Below are 23,370 nucleotides of genomic sequence, written 5' to 3' on the forward strand. Positions count from 1 at the left end.
AGCCTAACCCCGTCAAAGGCCTATTCAGGCGCCCTTTCATTGACTCAGGAGTATCAGAAGCTTGTAGATGGTTACTTTGAGAGGGACTGCGTAAACTCACGCAGTCCCGGAGCAATCATAATCGATTTTAGTTCACAACCTTGCCCGCAACATGCACAATACATTGAATTTATGCGGATATTTATTGATCATCAATAAGCGGCTTTGGCCCCATCACTTCGGCCAAAACCCGCGAAACATCTTCGGCGGCCAAAGGGCGGCTGAACAGAAAACCCTGCATGTCGGCACAGATCTGTTGTTTCAGGTAATCAAGTTGTTCATTGTTTTCGATGCCTTCGGCCACACAGCCAAGGCCAAGACTTTGCGCAAGGTTAAGGATGCCATGCACCACCGCCGCCGCATTGGGTTCGGTGGCGACCTCGCTCATAAAGGCGCGGTCGATCTTGATACGATCCAATGGAAAACGCCGCAGATAGGACAGAGACGACCACCCCGTGCCAAAGTCATCGAGCGAAAGCGTGACGCCCAGATCCTTGAGATCATTCATGATCTTTATTGTGACTTCGGTATCGTCCAGCGTCAGGCTCTCGGTCAGCTCAAGCTCAAGCCATTGCGGATCCATGCCAGACACTTCCAGCGCATGTTTAACGCTTTTAACGATATCGCCGCGATAGAATTGCTGAGCCGAAAGGTTGACGGCCATGCGGATCGGGGGATGGCCTTGCGCCTGCCACGCCATATTCTGCTGACATGCCTGCACCAACGCCCATTCGCCCACCTCGACAATCAGGCCCAGTTCTTCGAGCAAAGGCACGAAAACCGAGGGCATGACCAAACCTTGCTCTGGGTGGTTCCAGCGCAGCAAAGCCTCGACCCCGGTGATCTGATAACCGTCGAGCGCAACCTGCGGCTGATAGTAAAGGGTGAATTCGCCATTGGCGCAGGCCATATGGATGTCATTGGCCAATTCCTGCCAACGCATCGTCGCTTCGTTCATTTCGGGGGTAAAGTGGCGGTGAATGCCCCGCCCATTACCCTTGGCGTCATACATGGCCGTATCGGCCGCACGCATCAGCTTGGCCGGATCTTCGCCATCATGGGGATAGGTGCTGACGCCAATGCTGCATCCGATATGCAATTGGTGCTGCTCGATCATAAACGGCGTCTTGAGCGCAGCCAGCACCTTTTCGGCCACCACGTCAATATCGGCGCTGCTTTCCACATCGCCCAGCAGGATCACAAATTCATCCCCGCCCAGCCGGGCCGCCGTATCGCATTCGCGCAGACAGGCGCGCAATCGATCCGCCACGGTTTGCAGCAACATATCGCCCACGTGATGACCCAGTGAGTCATTGATATGTTTGAAATGATCGAGGTCCAGCATCATCACCGCCACCTTGCCGCGCGCGCGGCGGGCATGGGCGACGGCCTGTCCCAGCCGATCGGTCAACAACGTGCGATTGGGCAAACCCGTCAGCGCATCATGCAGCGCCATATAGCGAATGCGCGCCTCGGCCTCTTTGCGGTCATTGATGCTGCGGAAATTGTAAAGGATCACCTTGCGCTGATCGGTCTGATAGGATCGGGCAATAACCTCGGCATGGGTGATCATGCCATTGGTGGCCAACAGGTTCCAATCGTCATATTTGATAATTTCACCGCGCAGCGCGTCTCCCAAAAATGCCGCATCCAGCCCCAAATGGGCGAGGCCGGCAATCTCCCAAATCTTTTTGCCCAGCACATCGGCAGGGTCATCGGTCAACATATTCAAGGCCGCCGGATTGGCATCAAACACCTGGCCGGTCAGCGCATCGACCAACATGAGCCCATCGGGGGCCGTTTCGAACAGGCGGCGATAGCTGACCTCTGTGCGTTGCAGGCTGACTTCGGCGATCTGCCGCGCAGCCATTTCCTGCTCCAGCTTCGCATTCTTGGCGGCCAGCGTCTTTTGCGCATCCCTGAGGCTGAGGTGCGTGCGCACCCGGGCCAGCAATTCCTCGGTCTGGAACGGCTTGCTGATATAATCGACGCCGCCCGCCTGAAAGGCCGCGATCTTGTCCGCCACATCGGTCAGCGCGGTCATGAAAATGACCGGAATTTCCGCCGTCAACGGATTGGCTTTTAACCTGCGGCAGGTTTCAAACCCGTCGATCCCCGGCATCATCACGTCCAGAAGGATCAGATCGGGCTGGCCAAATTCGGCGCGTTTCAACCCTTCCAATCCGTCCTGGGCCACGGTCACATTGTAATTGTTGTCCTCCAGATGTTCGCCCACGACGCCCAGATTGACCGGGTTGTCATCGACCACCAAAATGGTCTGAACCTGTGCCGACACGTCCCCCATATCGGCAACAAAGGCTCCCGACATATCGCTCATGCCTGCTTCTCCCTATTATTCTCTATCAATGCCAAGAGGGCCTGCGACTGAAACGCACGCGCCATGCGCTGGATCGTATCGGCAAAGGCGCGATAGGCCGGGTCGAGCGCAGCGATTGCTTCGGCCTCGGCCCGCACCATGCGCATGTTCCCGGCAAGGGCCGCGCCATGCAGAGCATCAAGCGCATCGGCAGGCGGGATGATCATGGCATCATCTTCCGGTTCAACCGGATTGCCCTCTCCCATGATCCATTCAACGCCGGTCGCCTCACCCACCAGACGGATCATTTCGCCCCGATCCAATGGTTTGGGCAGGAAGGAACAGGCGCCCGCGGCCAGCGCATTGGACTGGTTCTGAGGCGAAATGCCCGAAGATACTGCGATGATCGGCACGGATTTCACGCCTTCATGCGCGCACAGGATCCGGATCGCCGCCAGCCCATCCATGACCGGCATGCGGATGTCCATCATGATCAGGTCTGGCGGCGAGGCAATCGCCTGATCAATCCCGGCCTGCGCGCTGGACGCCTGTTCAACAGTAAAGCCCAGTTCCGACAACATTGCGCTGAGAACCTCGCGATTGGCGGTGACGTCATCGACCACCAGCACACGCCGACGCGCGCCGCGATAGCCGGTGCATTCGGCAGGGCTGATCGCGGTGGCCGCTTGGACATGCGAAACGGGCAGATCGAGGTCGAACCAGAACAGGCTGCCCTCGCCCGGTGCGCTTTCGACCTTGAGTTCGCTGTCCATCAATTCGATCAACTGGCGGCTGATCGACAGGCCAAGGCCGGTGCCGCCCGAACGCTTCTCGGTCGCGCCCACCTGTTCAAAGGGCCTGAAAATGGCGGGCAATTCCTGTTCCGAAATGCCCACGCCGGTGTCGCGCACGGAAAAATTGAGGCGGACATTCTGATCACTGATAATCAATACGCTGACGCTCAGCGTAATACCGCCACGCTCGGTAAATTTGACCGCATTGCCCAGCAGGTTGAGCAAGACCTGACGCAACCGCTTTTCATCGGCCAGCACGAATTCGGGCAGATCGCTGGCCAATTCGCAATGGAATTCCAGCGCCTTTTCCTCGGTCCGCACCCGCATAATCGCCGCAATGCCCTTCAGGAAACCGCGCAGGTCAATGCTGGACGGGTAAAGTTCAAACTTGCCCGCCTCGATCTTGGACAGGTCAAGGATGTCATTGATCAGCGTGAGCAGATGCTCGCCGCTGTCGTGGATGGTCTGTGCCGCGTGCTTGTGGCGTTCCTCCAGTCCGCGCTCGCGCATCAGCAATTGGGCATAGCCCAGCACCGCGTTGAGCGGCGTGCGCAATTCATGGCTCATATTGGCCAGAAAGTTCGACTTGGCCTGACTGGCGCTTTCGGCCACCGAACGGGCAATGTCCAATTCGCGGCTCTGTTGGGCCAACTGGGCCTGAATGCTTTTGCGCTCGGCGATTTCGGCCTGCAATTGCTCGATCGCGGCGTCACGTTCCAAGACGCGCGCGGCCAAGGCTTCATTGGCCATGCGTAATTGCGTGGGCGACGGAATGGCCAAAAGCTTGGGCATCAATGGCCAAAGCGCCCCGGCCGTCGCCACCGAGACCACCGCCGTCAGCGCCTTGACCAGTGCCTGAATGCCGTAAATCGGCTTCCACAAGGTGATGATCGAAATGACATGCGTTGCACCGCATGCCAAAATGAACACCGCAAAGCATATGAACACCCAGCTAAAGGCAATATCGCCCCGCTTGCGCACCAGCATCACCAACGCCACCGGAATGGTAAAGTAGGCCAACGCCGTGATGGCATCAGCCAGCACATGGGTCCAAATCAGCTCTGGTTGCCACAATAGGCAGAAGCCGTGGGGGGCATACCCTTGAGCATTGAGAAGATTGTGAAAATACCGCAGCAAGGCCATGCCTTTCATCAGTCAGTTATGACTGTTTTACCACGGCTTCGCTTTAAATATTGTCGAGCAGATATTGAGCAGATTACCTAATAACACCTAAATCACAGAAAAATGGAAACCCCAGTTAAGCCCCTTATGATCGCCATGACGGCATCCTTTTACGCCATATTCTGCAATTTCACATTTCCGATCTTTCCTTGCAAAATGATCGAATGATTCCAGATGCAAGAAACACCGCCGCGCAAAAACGCATTCGCCCAATCCGGGAGATGAACAACGTCAAACCTTGCCATTCCGGGGGGGGGAGGTTTTGTTGCACCCGACGTTACCTTATTTAACGCTTTAAATCATTATCTTATAATGGACAAAGGACTGGACCGCGCCGACGCATTTCTGCGGGTTTCCGCGAAAATTGGCGAACCGTTTTCCGGCTGATTTGGACCCCACGCATAAGCGGCTATGCCATTGGCGACCTTGTGGGCTGGCAGGTGCAAAAACTTGAACGCGGCGGGCGCAGCGCCGACGCGCTTCGCTGGCGCGACAAGCTGCTCCAGGTCGCGCGGGAATATAACACGCGGGATAAACGCAAGGGTGAACGCGAAGGGCCGCTGCGATCCCGCGCTCGACACGATCTGCGCCAAGGCCAGACTGGCCCGCGCCACGGTGGTTCGCACGATCTGCACGTTGCAGCACCATCGCTTTCTGCAAAAGGTGCGCCGCACGCGCAAGTCAGAGCGCAGCCCTACCCCACCTCGCGCCTCGGCAGCATACTCCTGCCTGACGACCCCAAACTGGCGTGGGAACTCGGCCGCCCCGGCGCCCACTTCGAGGCCCAGACTGCGAGTTCAGCCAATAGGGAGTACCCCGCCCCGGAAGCTAAAGGGGGAAAGCGAGGCGTGGGAGCGAGGGCGTTTGGGCATAAGGCAAAGTCTGCGCTCCCTGCCCTGCCCCAGCATAGCGCCTGCCCGCCCAGCGCTCGTCGGTGCGCTCACCCTCGAGCGGCCCGGCCCACGTTTGGCAAAGCGCAAAAGCATCCTGAGGCGACGCGTCCAGCCAGATATCCCAATCCTCGCGGCGCAGGATCACCGGCATACGATCGTGGACATCTGTCATCTGATCGCTGCTTGGCACCATCACCATTGTGTAGCATTTGCCCCAAACATCGGTGGGCCGCCAAAGCCCCGCGACCGCAAAGGGCTCTTTCCCCGGCATGTGGCGGCGTTGATCTGTCGCAGATTCCGGCTCTGGCATGAAGTCAAGGGTTCCACGCTAGGCGCAGCGGCTCGGCACGCATCTCTACAAGCTATGCTGGGGGCATTTTGCCTTTGGGAAAGCACGCCCCAAAATCCCATTGATTTCAATTAGCACCTAGCCGCCTGCCGAGCGCCTTGCGATAACGCTCTGTTAAGCCGGATTTAGGCTGCGTGACAAACCAGGTAAGTCGGATATCCCAGTTTTTGATCCAGTCCTTGTACAAGGCTGTGGTATCATATTGACCGTAACCAGGGAACGGCGACATTTCGCAGGCATAGGGTCTGTTGTTGGCGATCATGATGTCAACCCGCATGAAGTCAATTCCGACAGATAGAGCCGCTGCTGCTTTTGCCGCCTCGGCGTAACCAACCGGAGCCACGAAATCGAGAGGGAGCCAGTTACGCTGGTAAGTGGGTTCATGCATGATCGAGGTGATGCGCTGACCGTCTGCAGTGAAATAGGCTATCCGTTCATCTTCGGTCTTCTCCCCAACTGTAACGACCGCAAAGTAAACCTTGCCGTTGCAGCAAAAGAAATTGACATCGACCAGCGGGCCATTTTCGCTGATGATTGCCTCTTCACCGAAAACTCTTTGCGTGGGATTGGGCCAGTACCGTCGACCGTACTTTTCGTTGTAGGGCAAACGCAACCATTGGCTAATGATCTCCTTGATGGAAGCAGGGTCGACCTGGCCGGTTCCAAGGAAAAGGTTTTGATTACATCCACTATTTGCCTTGACGACAATACCTGCGCGCAGGGCGTCGAGCGGTAGCTCTGATACCGACGTCACCGACCACAAAGTGCGAGCGACTTCGAGGCCGGGCGCGCGCTGTTTCATCCATTCCTTGGTGGCCAATTTATCGCCAAAAAGATGAAACAACGGGTTTTGATCGAAGATCAGGCGCCATATGCGCTTTTCACGGAACCGGGTCGGAACGGCTATGTTAGGCAGTGTCCTCTGCCGATAGGCTGTTCGTGCCATCCACATTGGGTGCTTAAGATATACGCATAAGTTTATCATCAGAAGAATGAGCAAATCACCACAAGATCCCCTTAGCTTCTGCATAACAAGCGCATTCCCCCCGAAATGTCTGAAAGCGGGTATGCGTAGATGCCCGCTTGGGAGCCCGCATCGCAGAAATTCTGTGGCAAGCAACCCTAATCCGAAGATCTTTCAAGGCACCAGGTCGTCTCGGCCATGGCACTTGGGAAAATACGATGAAGAACGTGCCTTCGGCCAGTTCAGCAGCCAATACCGCATGTCAGGCCCAATCAGCGGGTCGCGCTCAACGGATGGGACGCGGCAGTCGGTGGGACCAATTGGCTGGTCGAGAGCATCGACACCGCGATGGATGCTGGCGGGATCAAGCAGATGGTAAGGTTGTAGAGGGCGTAATGCTCATTGTCCGCCCCGCGAAACCCCTCACTCCGGCGCTTCACTCAACTGCCGAATATAGGCGATGATATCCGCCCGATCGAGCCTGTCGGCTATCCCGTCAAATTGCATCGACGTGCCCGGAATCATCTTTTTCGGATTGCTGATCCAACGATCCAGCGTCGCCGCGTCCCACTTGCCCCCCTTGCCGCGCAAATCCGCCGTATAGCCGAACCTCACGCTGTTCGTACCCATGGGCTTTCCATAAACCCCGAACAGGTTCGGCCCGCCGCGATCCGTCGCGCCTTCAATATAGGAATGACAGGCTTTGCATTGATCGAATTTCGACGCCCCGACTTTGGCATCGGCAACACGCATAAAATCGTCCAGCGTAGGATTTGCCCCCACAGCGCGCAGACGCTCTTCCCGGCGATCATCCGTGCACCCACCCACCATGACCAATGTTCCCAAGAGAAGGCCATGCAGGACACCCTTGGCGTGGCGTGGCAAAACGCTGGCGCATGAGGTCTTTTGGGAACGACTGGGCACGGATTCGCTGGGGTAATTCATGCCAATCGCGTTGCTCTCAAGCGCCCGGAATGTCCAGTTGGTCTAGGACAATCAACCCAAACTTGCACTTGGTTCCGCAATGCCCCCATCACTGGCCCAGCAATAGCACTATTCGGGCAACTTCCAGCTCATATAGAGCTTTAATTGCCGCCCCGCCACACTATCACCTTTCAAACTCATCGGCTCCAATTGTAGGGTGGAGGCAAACTGATAGGTTGCAAACCTAAAGTCGTGAATTGCTCTATCTGAATCGGGAATAGCTCCGGTTCCCGCAAGATTGATCCGCCCTTGATCTCTGCACAACAATTTTAAATTTGGTTGAATATCACAAACCAACAAGACCTGGGCCGATACGCCATTGCGCAGAGCAGCCGTCGGGTAAAGCCAACTTAGCAATGCCCCATCTATCGGCTTGGTCAGCTTGATGTCGCTAAATGCTAAAGCATCACCGAGCGCATATGGTGCGCGTGCATCTTCGGGGCTAACGACCTCATCAAAGAACTGTATTGCGAATAGGGATTTGGCGATACGCGATTTCGGCGCCCGAGCAGCATTCAGCCGCTCTGTGACAACACGCAGCAAGGCAACATCTTTGGGATCCGCAGTTCGCTCCCATTGGTCATAATCGTCCCTGGCCTTGGCCCAATTAATAGTCTTTCCATTTTCATCGACGCTGGATGCTGGCACGCACGCCCCGGGCAATCCGAATGAGCCAATGACAATACAGGCCACTCGAAAATGCACAGGCTTATCTGGCTTGACCGCCATGCTATCCCAAGTTGCTGCGCGCACAGAATCGCTGACGGGAATCGCCATGTCTGCGGACTGAATCGTTCCATGCGATACTGGAACCGCGACCATACTGTCTGGTACCGCAGATGAAGCAAGCAACATGGCAAGAATTGGCAGCATTCGATCCCCCTATACCCTGTGAGTGAAGCCAAACTGCCTTAAAATCAAGCCGGTACTGGGTGCTATAATCCATAATGCATGCCTGCCCTTCGCAAAAGGCGGATGCGCACCAGACCGATGCGGTCCATAGGAATAATGGTTAGGCGTTCGTCACCATTGATGACGCGTCCTGCCTTCCAGCCCTTTTCGTCGAAGCGGCCTTCTTCGACCCTGTCGATTTCGGCAAGGCCCGCCTTGTCGGCAAAATCTACAGTGAAGCCCCGGCCCATCACCAGAAAGCAGCCTTTGCCCTCATCGATGACAAGGCCGAACGGGCGGCCATCCCCCGGCGCTGGCTGGCCATGCTCGGTCTCGCTGGGCAAAGGTGCGGGCGCAAGGGGCGCCTGAAGGCCAGCATCCAGCAACATTTGCTTGAGCAGCCCCTGCGTTTCGCGCACCGTGATCGTATAGCCGCCTAAATGGATTTCGGCCGGTTTGCCATCGTCGATCAGGATACCGGCGATACGCTTTTCCGCCTGTGCCCGCGTAATGACGCCATCCATATTTGCAAGCAGTGCATAGGCCTGCGCCAACTGGCTGTCGGGTTTGCCATCCTCGATGCCAAAGACGGAATAGCCCAGCGCGCCATGCTGGCCCAAGGCCCAGAACAGATTGCCGGTGCGGAATTGCGCCTCGGGCACAAAGAGTGGATTGCCCGCGTGGTCATAATCGGCCAGCGGTTCCTTGGCATCCGGCACGTAAATATCGGGCGAGAGCATGTCGAGCGATGGGGCCGCAGCCCTCCATATGTCCAGCACCCGCTTGGCCGGACCGCCGCTGGGATATTGGCCCGCGATCGGCTGCCCTTCCTGCGGCCCCAGCCACCCATTGACATACATGGGCAAAGGCAGGGCCTTTTTGCCCTCTGCGGCCAGCGCCTCCATATAGCGGGCGAAATGCCACGCCATAAAGACCTCGTCAGCCTGCCAGTCCGTGCCAAAGACCTGCGCCCAGGTTCCGGTGCTGCGGCGCCCCTGACGCGCCCACAATTGCGCCAGTTCAGGACGCAAATCCTGCCGATGAGCGGCGAGATACTTCAGCAGAGGCGAGGGTACCTGCTGTCCCCATGCCGCATTGGCCAGCGGTGAGCGGTCCCGGCTGTCATGCAACATGCCGGTTTCGTTGTTGACCTGCACCATGATGACGCGATGATCGGGATCGACCTGCGCCAGATGTTTCATGAAAGCGGCAAAGGCGCGCCGATCAGCATTCAGCAGTTCGGGCGAGAAAACCGACAGCACAGGCTTGGGCATGGCGCCGGGATAGGTGAAGGCCTCCGCGAACTGTCCCCGCGCAACGGCACGGGGGAAACGGGCTGGATTGGCGCGCACCCAAGTGGGCGCATAGGTCGAACTGGCATTCTTGAACGCTCCAAACCAGATCAGCACCAGCCGCAAATTGTGCTTTCGGGCCTGCGCAATCTGGGCATCGATCAGAGCATAATCGTAACGGCCTTCCTGCGGTTCGAAGTCTTCCCAACTCACCGTGCTGACCACCGTGCGGACGTGCATTGCTTTCAATTTGTCCCATACCGGCCGCATATAGTCGGAGTTGGAGGCACTGGAATTGTGTAATTCGCCACCAAGCGCGAGGTATGGTTTGCCATCCACAAGCAGCTGGCGGTTTCGGATGACCGGCAATTCCTCGGCATGGGCAGCAGGAAAGAGCGCCCCCGCCGCAATAGCCGTCAACAAGCACGGCAGAATCCTCTTCACAATGCATCCCCTCTTTGATGTCCGCTCAGCAGCGCATAAATCAAAAGTAGGACTATTGTTCTGATATGGCAATGGGGGCATTTGCCGAGTGCGTTCAATCTTTGGGGCAACCCCATGTATGGCCGTTTTCGAGACAAGCGGTCGTTCGAGTGCCAAATACCCGGCGGCTTGAATTGGTCGCCTGCCACCTCAACCGCAAATCCGCTGAAGTGATTCAACGTGGCCTGTTATTGATCAGCAACTCATCCTACTATTATGCGCCTGTGGCCTAAATGGCCCGTTCGACAGCTTCACGATCAACACCGGCCGCCAGTTCGGCCTCGGCGCCACACGCCGTTTCTAAGGGAAGAGAACCAGCCCATGAGCTTCTGCGACACGATCTGGCAGGACGTCGCCCCGCTGCGCAGCGCGATCCTCGCCCAGCCCTTTCTTGCGGAGTTGGCCGATGGATCGCTCCCGCCCGAGAGCTTCAGACACTACATGCTGCAGGACAGCCTATACCTTGCAGAATATGCCCGCGTACTGGCGATCGCGGCCGCGCGCGCGCCCACGGCCGAAGGGCGCCTCGAATTCTCGGACGGCGCCAAGGTTGCGGTGCAGGTGGAACAGGCGCTACATCAGGCCTTCTTCGTACAGTTTGGTGTTACCACAGAAATGAGTCGGGAGGCCGAGGCGACGCCCGCGTGCCTTGGCTACACCAGCTACCTTGCCAGCCTTGCCGCAACGCGCAGCTACGAGGAACTGATCGCGGGCATCCTCCCCTGCTTCTGGGTCTATTGGGAAGTCGGCTGCGACATCAAGCCGCGCGCTGCCTCGCCCAATCCTTATGCAGCATGGATCGATACCTACGCCGCTCCCTCCTTCGGCGAGGCAACCGATCGCGTTCGCGCACTGGTGGACGAGGCCGCCGACAACGCCACCCCGGCAACCCGCGCCGCAATGGCGACCGCCTTCCGAACCGCCACGCGCTACGAATGGATGTTCTGGGATTCCGCCTACCGGCGTGAGACCTGGCCGATCTGAGTGGTCCCTTCGAGACTTCCCATGGCGGCCATCCCCGACGGTCTCGTCACGACGACAAGCCACAACGGCCGCTTCCGTCACAGGCAGCCATTGGGGGCGATGGACGAACGGCGATAGTTGGTCGAAACCTGCCTCGGTCGCTCTACGCTTGGACTGGTGGGTTTCTGGCCACAAGCTGAGGCACCTCCTCCTCCCCAAACCAATCGGCGTCGCTGATGCGGCTTTCGTTGACGCGGGGGCTGGCGGCGCTGGTGGCTAGGGAGTGGATGATTTGGACGACGGAATCGTGGTCGCTGGGGGAAAGGGCCTGATTTTGGCGCAGCAGCTCACTCGTGATGACCTTAACCGCCTTGCCCTTCGTGTGTCTTAGAGGATGCTCTTGCCCAAGCGTATCATGGGCCAGTGGAACGGATTTGGGGGCAGAAATTGGCCTTAGCATGGATGGCGCAAACTGGCGTGCCACTCGATTGGCATTGCAAGAAATTTTGGGAATACATGGCCGATCCCTTCGCGCATCGGAACGCGGGCTATCAGAGCTATTTGCGCACAGGCCATGCACCCAATAGGCGCAATGTCTTTACGCCTGTTGCGCGCCAGTGCAGAAGAGATTGTCACGCTGGCACATAGTGACGAAGGGCAGGCGAATGATAGAAAAGCGGACTTTAATGACGGTGACGATGTGCGCGGCCCTCGGGTGGTCAACGGGTAGTAGCGCGCAAAATTCAAGCACAAGCTACTATCGCGTCGGCAATACGGTTCAGTGCAACACCACAACGCAAGCCCCTCCGCCACCCATAGCGCCACTAGTGCAACCGTCTCCTATGCCAGATTTTGGCAATTCCTTTATGCAAGGCTATCTGCAAGGGCAGGCGATCAGGCGTCAGCGCGAGGCGGCGCAACAAGAGCAATATGCTAGAGCGCAAGCGGAGATTGCAGCCGACAAGGCGCGTTTTCGTGAAGGCCTGCGAAAAGACGTAGGCGACTTGCTAGCAGCCGGTGATTGCCCAAAGGCGATTGCCGTGGCGCTACAATATGGCGAGATTGAATTGGCGAACCAAGCTAAGGCATTTTGCGCCAAGCCCTAGACAAACTATTCGAAAATACAGGGTCATCGTCGGAATATATTAGAATAGCCATGAAGGCTAGGCGATGGGCAGCAGATACCAACACGGCGACCTGCAAGCCATCACCGATCTGATGAATGGGGCGACTGCTATACCGGCGTCATGACCGACAACACGCCCGAACTTGCGCACATCCATGACCGATCACCAGTTATCCTAGCCCCATACCAGTGGCGGATTTGGCTAACCGCGCCCTTGCCCGAACTGTATAAATTTGATTGCCCCTTTCCGGCATTAAAAATGCTTGTGGAAAATACCGCAGGCCCTTGGAGCGCAAAGGCCGCGAATCCCCCCCCCCAAGCATCTTTTGACCTTTAGGCGCGAAAATCGCTCTGGTGCTTACTATGTGCTTACTAACGGCTTAGGCGAGGAAAACAGCCCAAACGAAAAATGCCCTAAACCCTTGAAAAAATGGTGCACCCGACGGGATTCGAACCCATGGCCCTCAGATTAGGAATATTTAAACAGCATTGATTCTTAATGGAAATTTACAAAAATTCATTCCAATATCACGCGGTTTTTGCGGTTCCGTTGGAATGGTCTTCTTGCTCAACCGGCAGCGCGGGCATGGCGCTGACGATGGCGGCGGCGGTGATGGTGGGGTCGATGGGGCCGTAGACCTTGAGCATCATTTCGATCGAGCGCGGTGAGTGGCCGGTGATGCTGGCGATCATGTCGGGGGCCATGCCCATGCGGCGCAGGCGCACCACGCGGGTGCGGCGGAAATCATGCCAGACCAGATCGGTGATATGGGGGCGGTTGGCATCCTTTGCGGCGCGGGTGGCCACGCGGGTCCATTGTTTGATGAAGGCGCGCTTGTGGCCGTCGCCCTTGCGTGGTTCGCCCTTGGCGTCCAGATGCCAGGGCATGTTGGTGCGGTCATCGACCAGCACATAGGACAGCAACCGTTGCGGTTTGGCCACGCGATCGCGGGCGCGGTTGGCGCGCAGCGCGTCCTGCACCTCGGCCAGCAGTTCCGGTTCGAGCGGGATCTGCATCAGCGTAGTGCCGTTGCTCTTGCCCTGTCCGAATTGCCAGCCCCAGACGGTGCCGTCGGGCGCGGCAAGGCGCTGGGCGATCAGGGGGTTGAGGATCGGCATGGGCCTGATCTGGGCCTCGTTCATGGCCAGAAGGTCGGCCTCGCGCTGGGCGGTGTAGATGGCCAGTTTAGCGGCCAGTGCGATCGAGGGCAGGCCCATGGCATAGGCGGCGGCGATAAAGGCGGCCTCGTCCTCGTCCTCCCACACGCCGTTGCGGGCGGGCACGGCGCCAAGGTCGAAATCGGTAAAGGGGTTGGAACCCTTGGGGATGATGTCGACGCTTTCGGCAAAGGCGAAAAGCTGGCGCCCGGTGCGCAAAAGGTTGAGCGTGGCCGCGTGGCCGATGCCGGTATCGGGATGCAGTGAGGCGTTGCGCAGGACCGTTACGCGCGCGGGCGTGAAAAAGGCCAGCGGTTGTTTGCCCGCCCACATGTCGAGCCGTTTCAGTCCGGTTTCATAGCCCGCCGCCGTGCTGGCCTTGACCCATGGTTTGCCGGTAAGCTGGTTGATGCCCAGCACCCGTTCCTTGCGATAGCGGTCGATCAGGCTGGACAATGTGCCGATGACGGCGCGGCGGGTGATTTCGGCGGGGCGTTCGCCGCCCAGCTTCCATTGTTCGACCGATAGGTTGATCCTTTCGGCCTCGGCCAGAGCGGCACGCATATCCTTGCCCAGCGGTTTGGATTTCCAGCCGGCGGCCTTCAATGTGGCGCTGGGTTGCCAGAACCAACTGGTGATGCCTGCCTTGTTATTTTTGCCGACAAGGCAGGGGATGGAGATTTTGGCCATGGGTCAAGCCTCCTTCCTGCGCAGGTTGGTGCGGTTGTGCGGGGGCTTGGTGGCCTGATCGGTGGTCAGGTTTCCGGCGAAGGCGGGGGAGAGTTTGCGCTCGATCGCGCGGCAGGCGTCGGCATGGGCAATCAGGGCCTTGGCGATGTCGCGCAGGTAGCCTTCGTGCAGGGTGCGTTCACCGGTCCACAGGGCGCGCATGGTGCGTTCGTTCATGCTCATGCCGGAAACGGCGGTCATGGCGGCGGCGGCGCTTCGTTGGCCGCCCAGCAGTGTGACGGCCAGGCGAAAGGTTTTAAGCTGTTCTTCGGGATCGATCATGTGTGTGGTCCTTTGACCCTTGGCGCGGACGGTTCCGACGCCGGAGCGCAGGGTATGAATCAAAGCTGCGGGCGGGTCAATGGGCGTGCTGTCGAGGCGGCTCAAACGGGTGAGCCTGCCCATTGACCCTATCGCGCGGTTTAGGCCGCGTGATCCGTGGCGGCAACCATGGCCGGGGCGCCTTCGGGGTTGTCGGCGGGCGCCGGGGCGGCAGGGTTCGTGCTGGCTTCGGCCTGCTTAGGTTCAGGCATGGTGCCCATACCAGCATCATTGACCGGCATGGCCAAAGCCGCGCGCAGGGCGTAGCCCATAAGCGGCCAAAGTTGTTGCACGGCATCTTCATAGGCAAAAGTGCGGCCCTTTTGGGCATCAAAGTTTTCTGGGCTGGCCGGAGCGCTCTTGCCGATAATCGTATAGCCGTTGTGCGTGGTGAGGATGCAAAGGGTCAAAAGGTTGGTCGATTCATGCATGGGCAAGCCCAAAGCCGCACCCGCCTGTCCGGCAGTGAAATACGCCTCGGCCGCGATGTTGGCTTTGATATCCGCCAAGGTGACGCGGGGCGCCGGAGCATTAGCCGCAGCATAGGTTTCGGCTGCGTCGAGACTGTCACTGTTCATTGTTATGGCTTTCATAAAATGCCCGGAACCGCCGGGCGCGGAACGGGTCAGACGGCCAGCGATTGTTGCTCGGCCGGAAGGCTGCAATTGGGATAGGCGGCGCGCAGGGTATCGGGCGTGGCCAGTTCGCGGCGCAGCAGGAAATCGACATAGATCTGTGTGCCGCGCGCGCGATCGTCGGTGGGCATATCCCAGCCGCCCTCATAGGCATCGAGCGCGGCGGCGAGCATGGCGTTCTGGCGCGCGGCGTCGGTCGGGGTCAGGCGGCCTTTGGCAATCCATTCGGGATAGATGCGGGCGCGAAAGGCCAGTTCGCGGTTCAGCGCATCGCGGCGTTCGCCCCATGGGAAGCGCGGGTCCGGCGCGGGCGGCGTGGCGGCGCCAATGCGCGCCATGTCCGCCGCCATGGTCTGAAAAATCGACACGCCGTAATCGGCCTGCGCCCGCGTCATCCGGCCTTTGGCCACCTCGGTTTTGTAAACCGCCTCGCGGTGCGTCGCTTCGCGCGTCAGCTCGGCCGCGATGGCATCGGGGGTGATGCCATCGGCGGCGCGCAGGGCGGCGAAGTGAACGGGCGGGATGAAGCGGGCGGCCATCATTCGATGCCCATGGCGGACAGGTAGACCTCAAGGATGGCTTCCTGTTCGCGGCGGTCTTCCGGCTTCATCTTGCGGATGCGGACAACGGAGCGCATCGCCTTGGGGTCGTAGCCGGTGGCCTTGGCCTCGTTGTAAACGTCCTTGATGTCGTCGGCGATGCCCTTCTTTTCCTCCTCCAGCCGTTCGATGCGTTCGATCAGCAGGCGCAGGCGTTCGTCGGCGGCCATGCCGCTGTTGTGGCCATGGTTGCTCATGTCCGCAGATACTCCGTGGGGGTGAAGGAAAGGGGCTGGCCGGTGCCCGTATCGAGCCAGTTTTGGGTTTCGCTGTCCCACCGGGCCAGAGCCATACGCATGGCATCGGCGGCGACATCATGCAGGCGGACCTGCACCAGCTTGCGGTTCTTGGCGTGGCGGTCGACGGGCGCCCATGCGCCGCGACATTGGAGGTGGATCATGCGCCCTCCCCTTTCGGCTGTGCCGTCAGGCGGTCGAGACGTTCGATTTCGGCGAGGATCAGGGCGGCCGCGATGATAAGGGCGCGGCGGGGCGGGCTGGCGAGGCTTTTGGGGGCGGGATCATCCCACGGCCAGCATTGCATGCTGGCGCGTTCATCGTTGGCGGCCATGGCAGCATAGGCGGCGGCCATGGATGCCAGTTCGCCTTTGGCCAGCACGTCGTCATCTGTGTGGCTATAGCCTTCGGCCTCAATCTGGCGGCGGCGTTCCCGCTCGATCTCGTTGGTAAGGCGCATGCGGGCAACGTCCTCTGGCGACGGCGGCGGCAGGGGCGTGAAATTTTCATTTTTAAAACGCGGTAGTCCGTTGGGCGATTGATCACTAAGCACACCCAAGCCCGTCGTCCTCATATCAAGCCCAAAGGGCCGCAATCGCGCGCTATTGGCCGCCCGCGTTTCGGCGGGGGATTCCATGGTGACGGTGGGCTTGTCATTTGGGCCGCCGCGATAGACGGGGATCGCTTCGCCCGCATCGGGGCGCAGATCGGGGAAGCCGAAATCGGAATAGGGCATGACGATGCAGCCTTTCGGCAAAGACAAGCCGAAGGGCGGGATATGCGTCAGGTGGAGGAAGCCCGGCTTGATCTGGCGCGACCGCGTGATTTCGGCGTCGTCGATGATGTTGGAGCGCGGGATGCGCAGGCGGTGGGCAATTTCATGCGCGTGGGTGGATTTGCCGCAGCCCTGCGGGCCGTAGACAATGGCGGTGGGGTGGGTGTTGGTCACAACAAACCTCCTGTTGCGGGCGCGATTTTGGCCCATTGTTCGGGATAGGCGGGGTAGTCGCCGGGCCGCTCCAGTTGGGTGCGGCAGGGGGCGATCCAGTGGAGTTCGGTGGGGCGCATGGCGGGTGCCTTGCTGTCCCAGACCAGCCAGCAATAGCTGGTGGCCGTGGAGGCGCTGCGCGGTTGGCCCTTGTCATCGAGGTTGAACGGATCGGGTTTGCCGACCTCGATCACGCGCCCTCTGAACATGCCCACGCGTTCGGAAAATTGCAGGACGTGGGATGGCCGGTTCTCGCCCGCAAAGATGTTGCGATAGCGGTCCTGTCCTTCAAGGAAGGATGTGCGGACCAGCATGGCCACACCTTCAAGCGCGTGGTCCAAGGCCGTGGCGATGAACTGTTCGGCCAAAAGGAAGGGCGGATTGGTGATGATCCATTCGACCGGCGTTCGCGGCGCATAGGATTTGAGCGCGAGGAAATCGCAAATCTCGTTGGCGCCATACTGGTGAACGTCCGAGGCCAGCGCCTCGTAGAAATATTCGCCCAGGACGCGGGCCATGTGCAGTTCGCCGCAGGCCGGATCCCATGCGCGGCGGATATGCAAGATAATGCGACGAAGGCGCAGCCATTCGCACAGGGCGCGCGTGGCCCATGGGGGCGTCGGGAAATAGTCGAGCGCGTCGGGCGCCGGGGCGCGCTGGGCCATGACGGCGGGGGAGCGGTTGGCGGTCACAGCGCATGCCTTTCCAGATCGGCATAGGCGGGTGCCATGCGCAGGAGGGTGGCGGCGTGGCACCAGTCGCTGGATAGAGGGCACCAGCAGGAAAGATCGTGATCAGCCAGAGTATGCAGACTGGTCAGAACGCGAGCGCGCAGGCGCTCCAGCGCTTCGATTTCATTGGGGCAAAAGCCCATACGTTCCAAAGTGAGGGCGCCAAGGCGACCATCGAGCCAGTTCTGATGCAGGATGGTCGCTTTTGCATGGCCCCAGCGCAGATGTTCAAACGGGTTGCCCCATAGCGTTGGCCGACCGACATAGATTGCGCCTTCGGGTTGACGATAACCCCGCCGCCGCGAGCGCTGGATGCGTTGCGGCCTGGCGTGAAGGGTTGAACGGGGGCGCAGGCCCCCGTTCCGAATGGCCGAAACGTGCGGCATTAATCCGCCACCCGCCGGGACTGTTCCGCGAAAGGATCAAATTCGCGGGCGATGCGAAATTCATAAAGCCCGCTGCGCAGAGCGTAGCTGCCATGAGGGGTGGCTGCATCCTGCACCAGTTCGGCGGGGCCATCGAGAAGGGCGTAAAGCACCTGCATCCCAGCGGGCACGCCGCTGGTACGCTCCAGCACATCGCCACCCGTCAGGATATGGTGATGCCCGCTTTCGCTGTGGCTGATGATCCAGCCCTTTTCGGTGCGTTCGACCGGCTTGGTTTCGACACCTTCGGGCATCGCATCGATTTCGATGATGGTGATTTCACCCTGGGCACCAATGATACGCTTCATGTTTACTCTCCTTTGAAAAGCCCGGCCAAAATCAGGTGCGGCGGGGCGGATGGGCATATTCGGATTGAGGATCGCCGATGCGCCAAGCCTGCGCGGCGATAGCGGTTTCGATGGGCAGGCCATCGATGTCCGAGACGAACGGAACACCTTCGACGATAGTGCCGTTGCGCGGGCATTCAGCTTTGAGGAAGCGTCCGGGCTGGTCGAGGCCGGGGAGCTTAATCTCGATCAACTGGCCAATGTCGGGCGATCCGCTGTCATCGACCAGTTTCGATTTGAGTTTGGTCAGCATGCGCGGCCAACCGACGATTGCGGCGCCGGCGGCGCGTTGTTCGACGTTGGTGGCTTTAATGACTTCTGCTGGGTCGAGCGCGGTGCGTTGCTCGATCCAGCGCGCCGGAATGCGGGTGCCATGCCAGCTATAAAGCGCGCTGCCATCGCGCCAGCGGCAGAACGGGCCGGTTTCGCCGTGAGGACGATTGGCTTCGTCCACCATTAGAATTTCCGGACGATCCGAAATCATGCAGAAGTCGGGATGCATGATACGTGGGCCACTGTGTTCGCATAGGGCGCGCCAGTGGGCATAGGTGGAATAGTCGAGGGGAAGCTGAGCGATATCCTGAAAAAAGCTGATCAGCGCATCGGCGCTCGAATATTGATTGCCGCCCGTCCACATGCTCCAAGCACGCGCGGCGCATTGCAATCCGAAGTCCCCAACCCCCAAGGCGGCAGCGCAGGAGCGCATATCACCGGGAATTACGTACCATTGGGATAGATCGTCCCTAGTCGCGTCCCTAGTCGCGTCCCTAGTCGCGGCCCTAGTCGCGTCCCTAGTCGCGGCCCAAGTCGCGGCCCTAGTCGCGGCCCAAGTCGCGTCCCTAGTCGCGGCCCAAGTCGCGGCCTCTGTCGCGGCCAAAGTCGCGTCCCTAGTCGCGTCCCTAGTCGCGTCCCTAGTCGCGTCCCTAGTCGCGGCCCTAGTCGCGGCCCTAGTCGCGGCCCTAGTCGCGTCCCTAGTCGCGTCCCTAGTCGCGTCCCAAGTCGCGTCCCTAGTCGCGTCCCTAGTCGCGGCCCAAGTCGCGGCCCAAGTCGCGGCCCTAGTCGCGTCCCTAGTCGCGGCCCAAGTCGCGTCCCTAGTCGCGTCCCTAGTCGCGTCCCTAGTCGCGGCCCCATGTTGAAAGCCCGTCTTGGTAATGTGCCAGCGCGCGGCGGAGAAGCCGCTGGCGAAGGACAGGACGAATGGGCTGGGCACGAACACGATGTGCTTGGGTGGCGGCAATTTGGCTGCGGCATAGATCCCTGCCACAGCATTACGGCAAACTTCGCGGTCATCCTCCGTCATAGCTTGGGTAGACATAGCGTTGGCGATCCAGCGATCGCGCCATTCGGGAAAGCGGGCCTGATGTTCAGGGAGAAGAGCATATTTTTTCATGGGTGCTCCGGTGGTTGGGTTAGGTATTGGCGGGCGCTTTGTGATGGTCCACCGCATCGAAGTAGCTGCGAAAGCCGTAAGACCGCGCCACCACTTCAAGGGCGTGGCTGTGCTTGATGCCCCCTCACCCATTGCGCCGTTCCTCTTCGCCTTCGACGCGGTCGATCAGGGCGAGGCACATGGCGCCCAGGGCGGCGGCGTGTTTTTTGATGGTGGCCAGCGGGGCGTGACAGGTGATGTCTTCGCGCAGGTAGCGCGTGTAAGGGTTCATCGCGGCGACCAGATCGGCAATCGGGCGGGCCATGTCGGCTTCGGGTGTGTGGCCGTATTGTTCCATTTGGCGCAGGCGCATGGCGAGAAGCTGTTCCATCGCAGAGCGCGAGACGCAGGAGGATGCCCCGGAAGGTTCGGCGGGATGGGCCGCGCCTTCCGGGGTGGGTGCCGCCGCGTTTTCCGTTTGGTGCGACCCGAAAGGCAGCGACGGCGGGTTATGGGGTGCGTTCATCGTGCAGGCTCCTTTATGTGGGCCGTGAAGGCGATGCCGGGGAATTGGCGGGCGAAGCGTTGCGCCTCGGCCAGGGCGCGGTTGGCGGCCATTTGCCATGAGCGCGCCCGCGCGGTGTTGCGGTCGAACGGGCATTGCGGCGGCGGCACGCCGTTGAAAACATGCGCGAAGGCGGCGGCATGGGCGGCGCGCGTGACTTCAACGGCGGCCATCAGCACCACCAGCCGTAAAGCGCGCCAAGGGCCATGGCGGCGGCGTAGAGCGCCAGCAGGGCCGCGCCGGGGTGGGTGTGGATCAGGCGGCGCATGGGGTTAGGCTTTCAGGGTGACGCCGTGGCGCGCGAGGCGGGCGATCATGGTGAGGGTGCGGTTTTCGGGGTGGCCCGATGCGGCGACGGCGATTTGCGTCAGCACGGCGTCTTTCGTGCCGGGCAGGAGGAGAGCGCGCAGTTCGTCCTCGCAAGTGGCGCAGCAGCCCAACGGGCCGACCGGCACCGCGCCGCAAGCGCAGGTGGGGCGGTGACCGGTCATGCTGGCACCGTGGCGGGCGATTTGGCCGCGTTGATGCCGCATTGCGTTTTGGACTGCGCCTCAAGCCAACCATTTTGTTTGAGCCGCGTCACCACATGAAATGCGGCAATTTTGCTGACGCCCATCGCCTCGCCAATCTCGGCCAGCGTGGGATTTTTGCCGTCATGTTCGACGGCATAGCGATGAATGAAACAGTAATAGTCGCTCTGGCGCTTCGAAATCGGCTTGCCGTTCACGATTACCTTTTGACGTTCATAGCGCTGGGCCAGATCGCCCGTTTGCCAGTTCTCGCTCATGCCGGTGTCCTTGTGAAAAAGGCGACGAGGCCGGGGATGATGGCCCAGCAGGTGATCAGGACCACCAGCGTGGGGACGGCGAAGGCGAAGATCAGTTCCGACCATTCGTGGAGCGCTTCGCGGGTTTGCCGGGTCATGCCGAACGGACCCATGCGGCGGGGAAGGAAACGCGGTGATAGCTGGGGCCGCGTTCGTAGCGGTCGAAGCCTTTCAATGCCTCGCGCAAGGCGGCGGGCGTCATGTCCACCAGATCGGCCAGCTTTTCAAAAGTGGCGCGTTCGGAACTGACGGTCATGATAAGATCGTCGGAACCAAGATCCTTGCGATGGGTGCAGCCGAACCATGACACACGCTTGATCGCCTCGATCAGGGCAGGACGCGCACCCAAGATTGAATTGCCAGCGTAAAGACTTTCGAGACTTTGCGGGCTGAACGTCATCGGCGCGTCACCGTGATCGCCCGAATAGGCGACCTCCGGCCGGGCAGCGACCAGCGTTTCGACCGCATTGGCCATACGCTCGACCGCTGCGACCAGACCGGCCAGAAGGTCGCGGTTGTTGATGGCGGTTGCGTCGTCGATGGCCTGTTCAGGGGCGGATTGGTGGAGCGCTTCGACGCGGGCCTTTGTGGCGGCGCAATCGGCGTCGAACGCTTCGCGCTGTTCGTCGTAGTGGCTCATGGCTTGCGGCTCCCGTGCAGGGTGCATTCGGTCTGTTGGATTTCCATGCCGGTCGCCCGGCCTTGCTCCATCAATTCATCCCGCAGCGCGTGAAAGGCGCCGGCAGCGACACCGTAGGCCACGCCGCGCAGGTTGAACGGGATTGGGTGGGCAAATTCATCGCCCGCGCGCAGCACACGCGCCATGGCGGCGATGGCTTCGTTCACTGCGTGGGTGGCAAGGTCGGCGATCAGGCGCGCTTCGCGATCGGGAACGCCACCAGCGACCAGTTGCGCCGCGACCTGTGCGGAATAAGCCGAGGCTTTCATACCCTCCCTCCGCGGATAAGGCGGAGGTTGGATGCTGCGGCGTCCATTTCGGTGGCGGCGGCAAGGCCAGCGGCGGCCTGCTCTGCGGCGGCGGCTTCGGGGGGAACAAAATTGTCGAGCCAGCAATCGACCGAGGCGCGGTGAAAGCTGCTGTGGCGGGTGACGCGATCGACCAGAGCGCCGCGCCGGTAATCGGGCAAAGGGCGCGGAAAACCGCGTTCATCCACCAAGGCCTGAACAAAGGAAATGAAGGTCCGTTCGGACATGCGCGTTTTGCCGAGCGCCCGGCGGATATAGCCCAGATCGCAGGTTGGGGCCTGCGCCATGGGGGAAAGTTGGTGCAAGGACATGTTACAGCCTCCGTGTTGACGGGGCCGTTTATGTTATCGAAATGATAACTCTGTCAAGAGTCTTGTTATCGATGTGATAACATGGCGTCAGGGGCGATCATAAACCCCATCGCCCGAATCGTCACCATTGCAGGCTTTGAAATCCGAGGAGCCGCCGCAGGATGCGCGTTCAAGCGCGCCCCGGATCGGTTGCAGGATCAGGAATAGAATGCTGACCATGATGATGAAAATCAGCGCCTGATGTTTACCGGCAAGGGGTTTGCCCGCAGCGCGGCGGGCGGCAACGGCGCGATCGGTTACGAAAGCCGCGCCCAGGCAATAGGCCAGCGGCACAAAGGCGGCCAGCAATCCGGCAAGAAACCGCCCGATGCCGTCAAAGAAATCAAGCAGCCAGATCAAGCGGCGCGGGGGCGCCCTGCCCCGATATCAGCCTTTGCGCCAGCCTTTGACGCCCCGGTTTCCGGGGCTTCGGCGTGGCCGGTGTGATCAAAGGCGGCGCGCGGTTCGGCCACGCGATGGATCATTTCACGCTGTAGCGGGTCAGCCATGCGCCAGAGGCGGATCAGCTCCATTTCTTCGGAGCGGAGGAATTCGTTTTGATCATCCTCGTTCAGAAGGTCGACGGGCGTGATGCCGAAAACCTTGGCGATGCGGCGCATGTAATCAAGCGTCAGCTGCATCTTGCCCTTTTCGAGCGAGGAAATCGTGACCTTTGATGTGTGGATGCGGTCGGCGAGTTCCTGTTGCGAAACGGCGGCGCGCTCACGGAAGTACCTGATCCGATTGGGGAGATTTTCCGCTGCCTTTGCCATAGGGGCAAAATGTAAGATGATCGCTGACATGGGTAGATCATATGTTGATAACTC

At 60.0% G+C, this 23,370-nt stretch carries 32 protein-coding genes; 3 read left to right on the forward strand and 29 right to left on the reverse strand.

Annotation, left to right across the window (positions count from 1 at the left end):
- Nucleotides 1–181 precede the first annotated feature (181 nt).
- The 8 genes from ACZ9HU_RS11105 to ACZ9HU_RS11140 all read right to left on the reverse strand — a co-directional run bounded on the left by ACZ9HU_RS11105 (nt 182) and on the right by ACZ9HU_RS11140 (nt 10,128).
- The gene (locus ACZ9HU_RS11105) at nt 182–2,377 is read right to left on the reverse strand and encodes a two-component system response regulator (RefSeq protein WP_476104943.1); all 2,196 of its coding nucleotides are present in this window, start codon (nt 2,375–2,377) and stop codon (nt 182–184) included.
- Nucleotides 2,374–4,302, reverse strand: a complete 1,929-nt coding sequence (locus ACZ9HU_RS11110) for an ATP-binding protein (RefSeq protein ID WP_476104944.1) — start codon at nt 4,300–4,302, stop codon at nt 2,374–2,376. Before ACZ9HU_RS11110 ends, ACZ9HU_RS11105 begins: the two co-directional genes overlap by 4 nt.
- A 332-nt stretch (nt 4,303–4,634) precedes the next feature.
- Nucleotides 4,635–4,958 (reverse strand): hypothetical protein, encoded by a 324-nt coding sequence (locus tag ACZ9HU_RS11115; RefSeq protein WP_476104945.1) that lies wholly within the window; start codon nt 4,956–4,958, stop codon nt 4,635–4,637.
- Nucleotides 4,959–5,160: 202 nt separating this feature from the next.
- A complete protein-coding gene (locus ACZ9HU_RS11120; RefSeq protein WP_476104947.1) occupies nt 5,161–5,535 on the reverse strand; it encodes an SOS response-associated peptidase family protein in 375 nt (124 codons plus the stop codon).
- Nucleotides 5,536–5,641: 106 nt separating this feature from the next.
- Nucleotides 5,642–6,520 (reverse strand): ATP-grasp fold amidoligase family protein, encoded by an 879-nt coding sequence (locus ACZ9HU_RS11125; RefSeq protein WP_476104948.1) that lies wholly within the window; start codon nt 6,518–6,520, stop codon nt 5,642–5,644.
- Nucleotides 6,521–6,961: 441 nt separating this feature from the next.
- The gene (locus ACZ9HU_RS11130) at nt 6,962–7,462 is read right to left on the reverse strand and encodes a c-type cytochrome (protein WP_476104950.1); all 501 of its coding nucleotides are present in this window, start codon (nt 7,460–7,462) and stop codon (nt 6,962–6,964) included.
- Nucleotides 7,463–7,591: 129 nt separating this feature from the next.
- A complete protein-coding gene (locus ACZ9HU_RS11135; RefSeq protein WP_476104951.1) occupies nt 7,592–8,395 on the reverse strand; it encodes a hypothetical protein in 804 nt (267 codons plus the stop codon).
- Between the two features lie 62 nt (nt 8,396–8,457).
- Nucleotides 8,458–10,128, reverse strand: a complete 1,671-nt coding sequence (locus tag ACZ9HU_RS11140; protein ID WP_476104952.1) for a GH35 family beta-galactosidase — start codon at nt 10,126–10,128, stop codon at nt 8,458–8,460.
- A gap of 381 nt (nt 10,129–10,509) precedes the next feature.
- Here ACZ9HU_RS11140 and tenA point away from each other — a divergent pair, with 381 nt between their 5' ends.
- The 3 genes from tenA to ACZ9HU_RS11155 all read left to right on the forward strand — a co-directional run bounded on the left by tenA (nt 10,510) and on the right by ACZ9HU_RS11155 (nt 12,614).
- The gene (tenA, locus tag ACZ9HU_RS11145; protein WP_476104954.1) at nt 10,510–11,172 is read left to right on the forward strand and encodes a thiaminase II; all 663 of its coding nucleotides are present in this window, start codon (nt 10,510–10,512) and stop codon (nt 11,170–11,172) included.
- 845 nt (nt 11,173–12,017) lie between these two features.
- Nucleotides 12,018–12,257: a hypothetical protein gene (locus ACZ9HU_RS11150; protein WP_476104956.1), complete on the forward strand. Its 240-nt coding sequence runs from the start codon at nt 12,018–12,020 to the stop codon at nt 12,255–12,257.
- Between the two features lie 75 nt (nt 12,258–12,332).
- Entirely contained in the window at nt 12,333–12,614 is a 282-nt protein-coding gene (locus tag ACZ9HU_RS11155) for an SOS response-associated peptidase family protein (RefSeq protein ID WP_476105127.1), read from the forward strand.
- Between the two features lie 191 nt (nt 12,615–12,805).
- Here ACZ9HU_RS11155 and ACZ9HU_RS11160 read toward each other — a convergent pair whose 3' ends face one another.
- The 21 genes from ACZ9HU_RS11160 to ACZ9HU_RS11260 all read right to left on the reverse strand — a co-directional run bounded on the left by ACZ9HU_RS11160 (nt 12,806) and on the right by ACZ9HU_RS11260 (nt 23,316).
- Nucleotides 12,806–14,125 carry a hypothetical protein gene (locus tag ACZ9HU_RS11160; RefSeq protein WP_476104957.1) on the reverse strand — a complete coding sequence of 440 codons (1,320 nt, stop codon included), beginning with the start codon at nt 14,123–14,125 and terminating at the stop codon, nt 12,806–12,808.
- Nucleotides 14,126–14,128: 3 nt separating this feature from the next.
- Entirely contained in the window at nt 14,129–14,446 is a 318-nt protein-coding gene (locus tag ACZ9HU_RS11165) for a hypothetical protein (protein ID WP_476104958.1), read from the reverse strand.
- Nucleotides 14,447–14,586: 140 nt separating this feature from the next.
- Entirely contained in the window at nt 14,587–15,063 is a 477-nt protein-coding gene (locus ACZ9HU_RS11170) for a Gp49 family protein (RefSeq protein WP_476104960.1), read from the reverse strand.
- A 47-nt stretch (nt 15,064–15,110) separates the two neighbouring features.
- A complete protein-coding gene (locus tag ACZ9HU_RS11175; protein WP_476104961.1) occupies nt 15,111–15,662 on the reverse strand; it encodes a hypothetical protein in 552 nt (183 codons plus the stop codon).
- Nucleotides 15,659–15,916 (reverse strand): DUF2312 domain-containing protein, encoded by a 258-nt coding sequence (locus ACZ9HU_RS11180; protein ID WP_476104962.1) that lies wholly within the window; start codon nt 15,914–15,916, stop codon nt 15,659–15,661. The genes ACZ9HU_RS11175 and ACZ9HU_RS11180 overlap by 4 nt, the downstream gene beginning before the upstream one ends.
- A complete protein-coding gene (locus ACZ9HU_RS11185; protein ID WP_476104963.1) occupies nt 15,913–16,119 on the reverse strand; it encodes a hypothetical protein in 207 nt (68 codons plus the stop codon). Before ACZ9HU_RS11185 ends, ACZ9HU_RS11180 begins: the two co-directional genes overlap by 4 nt.
- The gene (locus tag ACZ9HU_RS11190; protein WP_476104965.1) at nt 16,116–16,904 is read right to left on the reverse strand and encodes an ATP-binding protein; all 789 of its coding nucleotides are present in this window, start codon (nt 16,902–16,904) and stop codon (nt 16,116–16,118) included. Before ACZ9HU_RS11190 ends, ACZ9HU_RS11185 begins: the two co-directional genes overlap by 4 nt.
- On the reverse strand, nt 16,901–17,635 hold the full coding sequence (locus ACZ9HU_RS11195; RefSeq protein ID WP_476104966.1) for a hypothetical protein: 735 nt from the start codon (nt 17,633–17,635) through the stop codon (nt 16,901–16,903). The genes ACZ9HU_RS11190 and ACZ9HU_RS11195 overlap by 4 nt, the downstream gene beginning before the upstream one ends.
- Nucleotides 17,632–18,060, reverse strand: coding sequence for a DUF4326 domain-containing protein (locus tag ACZ9HU_RS11200; protein WP_476104967.1), 429 nt, complete (start codon nt 18,058–18,060; stop codon nt 17,632–17,634). Before ACZ9HU_RS11200 ends, ACZ9HU_RS11195 begins: the two co-directional genes overlap by 4 nt.
- Nucleotides 18,060–18,407, reverse strand: a complete 348-nt coding sequence (locus ACZ9HU_RS11205; RefSeq protein ID WP_476104968.1) for a hypothetical protein — start codon at nt 18,405–18,407, stop codon at nt 18,060–18,062. The genes ACZ9HU_RS11200 and ACZ9HU_RS11205 overlap by 1 nt, the downstream gene beginning before the upstream one ends.
- A gap of 31 nt (nt 18,408–18,438) precedes the next feature.
- Nucleotides 18,439–19,083 (reverse strand): DUF6745 domain-containing protein, encoded by a 645-nt coding sequence (locus ACZ9HU_RS11210; protein ID WP_476104969.1) that lies wholly within the window; start codon nt 19,081–19,083, stop codon nt 18,439–18,441.
- Nucleotides 19,084–19,960: 877 nt separating this feature from the next.
- Nucleotides 19,961–20,341, reverse strand: a complete 381-nt coding sequence (locus ACZ9HU_RS11215) for a hypothetical protein (RefSeq protein ID WP_476104970.1) — start codon at nt 20,339–20,341, stop codon at nt 19,961–19,963.
- On the reverse strand, nt 20,338–20,553 hold the full coding sequence (locus ACZ9HU_RS11220) for a hypothetical protein (RefSeq protein ID WP_476104971.1): 216 nt from the start codon (nt 20,551–20,553) through the stop codon (nt 20,338–20,340). Before ACZ9HU_RS11220 ends, ACZ9HU_RS11215 begins: the two co-directional genes overlap by 4 nt.
- Nucleotides 20,554–20,652: 99 nt before the next feature.
- Complete coding sequence (locus tag ACZ9HU_RS11225) at nt 20,653–20,871, reverse strand: hypothetical protein (protein WP_476104972.1); 219 nt, start codon at nt 20,869–20,871, stop codon at nt 20,653–20,655.
- The gene (locus tag ACZ9HU_RS11230) at nt 20,868–21,167 is read right to left on the reverse strand and encodes a LexA family protein (protein ID WP_476104973.1); all 300 of its coding nucleotides are present in this window, start codon (nt 21,165–21,167) and stop codon (nt 20,868–20,870) included. The genes ACZ9HU_RS11225 and ACZ9HU_RS11230 overlap by 4 nt, the downstream gene beginning before the upstream one ends.
- Nucleotides 21,164–21,304: a hypothetical protein gene (locus ACZ9HU_RS11235; protein WP_476104975.1), complete on the reverse strand. Its 141-nt coding sequence runs from the start codon at nt 21,302–21,304 to the stop codon at nt 21,164–21,166. Before ACZ9HU_RS11235 ends, ACZ9HU_RS11230 begins: the two co-directional genes overlap by 4 nt.
- Nucleotides 21,301–21,846, reverse strand: a complete 546-nt coding sequence (locus ACZ9HU_RS11240) for a hypothetical protein (RefSeq protein ID WP_476104977.1) — start codon at nt 21,844–21,846, stop codon at nt 21,301–21,303. The genes ACZ9HU_RS11235 and ACZ9HU_RS11240 overlap by 4 nt, the downstream gene beginning before the upstream one ends.
- Complete coding sequence (locus ACZ9HU_RS11245; RefSeq protein ID WP_476104978.1) at nt 21,843–22,154, reverse strand: hypothetical protein; 312 nt, start codon at nt 22,152–22,154, stop codon at nt 21,843–21,845. Before ACZ9HU_RS11245 ends, ACZ9HU_RS11240 begins: the two co-directional genes overlap by 4 nt.
- The gene (locus tag ACZ9HU_RS11250) at nt 22,151–22,504 is read right to left on the reverse strand and encodes a hypothetical protein (protein ID WP_476104979.1); all 354 of its coding nucleotides are present in this window, start codon (nt 22,502–22,504) and stop codon (nt 22,151–22,153) included. Before ACZ9HU_RS11250 ends, ACZ9HU_RS11245 begins: the two co-directional genes overlap by 4 nt.
- 87 nt (nt 22,505–22,591) lie before the next feature.
- The gene (locus tag ACZ9HU_RS11255) at nt 22,592–22,903 is read right to left on the reverse strand and encodes a hypothetical protein (RefSeq protein WP_476104980.1); all 312 of its coding nucleotides are present in this window, start codon (nt 22,901–22,903) and stop codon (nt 22,592–22,594) included.
- Complete coding sequence (locus ACZ9HU_RS11260; RefSeq protein ID WP_476104981.1) at nt 22,900–23,316, reverse strand: helix-turn-helix transcriptional regulator; 417 nt, start codon at nt 23,314–23,316, stop codon at nt 22,900–22,902. Before ACZ9HU_RS11260 ends, ACZ9HU_RS11255 begins: the two co-directional genes overlap by 4 nt.
- Nucleotides 23,317–23,370: the final 54 nt, after the last annotated feature.

The sequence above is a fragment of the Novosphingobium sp. Sphag1I genome (assembly GCF_056279125.1).

Excerpts from the sequence above, each read along its gene's own strand:
- ACZ9HU_RS11105 (WP_476104943.1), bottom strand. The coding sequence starts at position 2,377 with ATGAGCGATATGTCGGGAGCCTTTGTTGCCGATATGGGGGACGTGTCG.
- ACZ9HU_RS11110 (WP_476104944.1), bottom strand. The coding sequence starts at position 4,302 with ATGAAAGGCATGGCCTTGCTGCGGTATTTTCACAATCTTCTCAATGCT.
- ACZ9HU_RS11120 (WP_476104947.1), bottom strand. The coding sequence starts at position 5,535 with ATGCCAGAGCCGGAATCTGCGACAGATCAACGCCGCCACATGCCGGGG.
- ACZ9HU_RS11125 (WP_476104948.1), bottom strand. The coding sequence starts at position 6,520 with ATGGCACGAACAGCCTATCGGCAGAGGACACTGCCTAACATAGCCGTT.
- ACZ9HU_RS11135 (WP_476104951.1), bottom strand. The coding sequence starts at position 8,395 with ATGCTGCCAATTCTTGCCATGTTGCTTGCTTCATCTGCGGTACCAGAC.
- tenA (WP_476104954.1), top strand. The coding sequence starts at position 10,510 with ATGAGCTTCTGCGACACGATCTGGCAGGACGTCGCCCCGCTGCGCAGC.
- ACZ9HU_RS11150 (WP_476104956.1), top strand. The coding sequence starts at position 12,018 with ATGCAAGGCTATCTGCAAGGGCAGGCGATCAGGCGTCAGCGCGAGGCG.
- ACZ9HU_RS11160 (WP_476104957.1), bottom strand. The coding sequence starts at position 14,125 with ATGGCCAAAATCTCCATCCCCTGCCTTGTCGGCAAAAATAACAAGGCA.
- ACZ9HU_RS11165 (WP_476104958.1), bottom strand. The coding sequence starts at position 14,446 with ATGATCGATCCCGAAGAACAGCTTAAAACCTTTCGCCTGGCCGTCACA.
- ACZ9HU_RS11170 (WP_476104960.1), bottom strand. The coding sequence starts at position 15,063 with ATGAACAGTGACAGTCTCGACGCAGCCGAAACCTATGCTGCGGCTAAT.
- ACZ9HU_RS11175 (WP_476104961.1), bottom strand. The coding sequence starts at position 15,662 with ATGATGGCCGCCCGCTTCATCCCGCCCGTTCACTTCGCCGCCCTGCGC.
- ACZ9HU_RS11180 (WP_476104962.1), bottom strand. The coding sequence starts at position 15,916 with ATGAGCAACCATGGCCACAACAGCGGCATGGCCGCCGACGAACGCCTG.
- ACZ9HU_RS11185 (WP_476104963.1), bottom strand. The coding sequence starts at position 16,119 with ATGATCCACCTCCAATGTCGCGGCGCATGGGCGCCCGTCGACCGCCAC.
- ACZ9HU_RS11200 (WP_476104967.1), bottom strand. The coding sequence starts at position 18,060 with ATGCCGCACGTTTCGGCCATTCGGAACGGGGGCCTGCGCCCCCGTTCA.
- ACZ9HU_RS11205 (WP_476104968.1), bottom strand. The coding sequence starts at position 18,407 with ATGAAGCGTATCATTGGTGCCCAGGGTGAAATCACCATCATCGAAATC.
- ACZ9HU_RS11210 (WP_476104969.1), bottom strand. The coding sequence starts at position 19,083 with ATGTGGACGGGCGGCAATCAATATTCGAGCGCCGATGCGCTGATCAGC.
- ACZ9HU_RS11215 (WP_476104970.1), bottom strand. The coding sequence starts at position 20,341 with ATGAACGCACCCCATAACCCGCCGTCGCTGCCTTTCGGGTCGCACCAA.
- ACZ9HU_RS11220 (WP_476104971.1), bottom strand. The coding sequence starts at position 20,553 with ATGGCCGCCGTTGAAGTCACGCGCGCCGCCCATGCCGCCGCCTTCGCG.
- ACZ9HU_RS11225 (WP_476104972.1), bottom strand. The coding sequence starts at position 20,871 with ATGACCGGTCACCGCCCCACCTGCGCTTGCGGCGCGGTGCCGGTCGGC.
- ACZ9HU_RS11230 (WP_476104973.1), bottom strand. The coding sequence starts at position 21,167 with ATGAGCGAGAACTGGCAAACGGGCGATCTGGCCCAGCGCTATGAACGT.
- ACZ9HU_RS11235 (WP_476104975.1), bottom strand. The coding sequence starts at position 21,304 with ATGACCCGGCAAACCCGCGAAGCGCTCCACGAATGGTCGGAACTGATC.
- ACZ9HU_RS11240 (WP_476104977.1), bottom strand. The coding sequence starts at position 21,846 with ATGAGCCACTACGACGAACAGCGCGAAGCGTTCGACGCCGATTGCGCC.
- ACZ9HU_RS11245 (WP_476104978.1), bottom strand. The coding sequence starts at position 22,154 with ATGAAAGCCTCGGCTTATTCCGCACAGGTCGCGGCGCAACTGGTCGCT.
- ACZ9HU_RS11250 (WP_476104979.1), bottom strand. The coding sequence starts at position 22,504 with ATGTCCTTGCACCAACTTTCCCCCATGGCGCAGGCCCCAACCTGCGAT.
- ACZ9HU_RS11260 (WP_476104981.1), bottom strand. The coding sequence starts at position 23,316 with ATGGCAAAGGCAGCGGAAAATCTCCCCAATCGGATCAGGTACTTCCGT.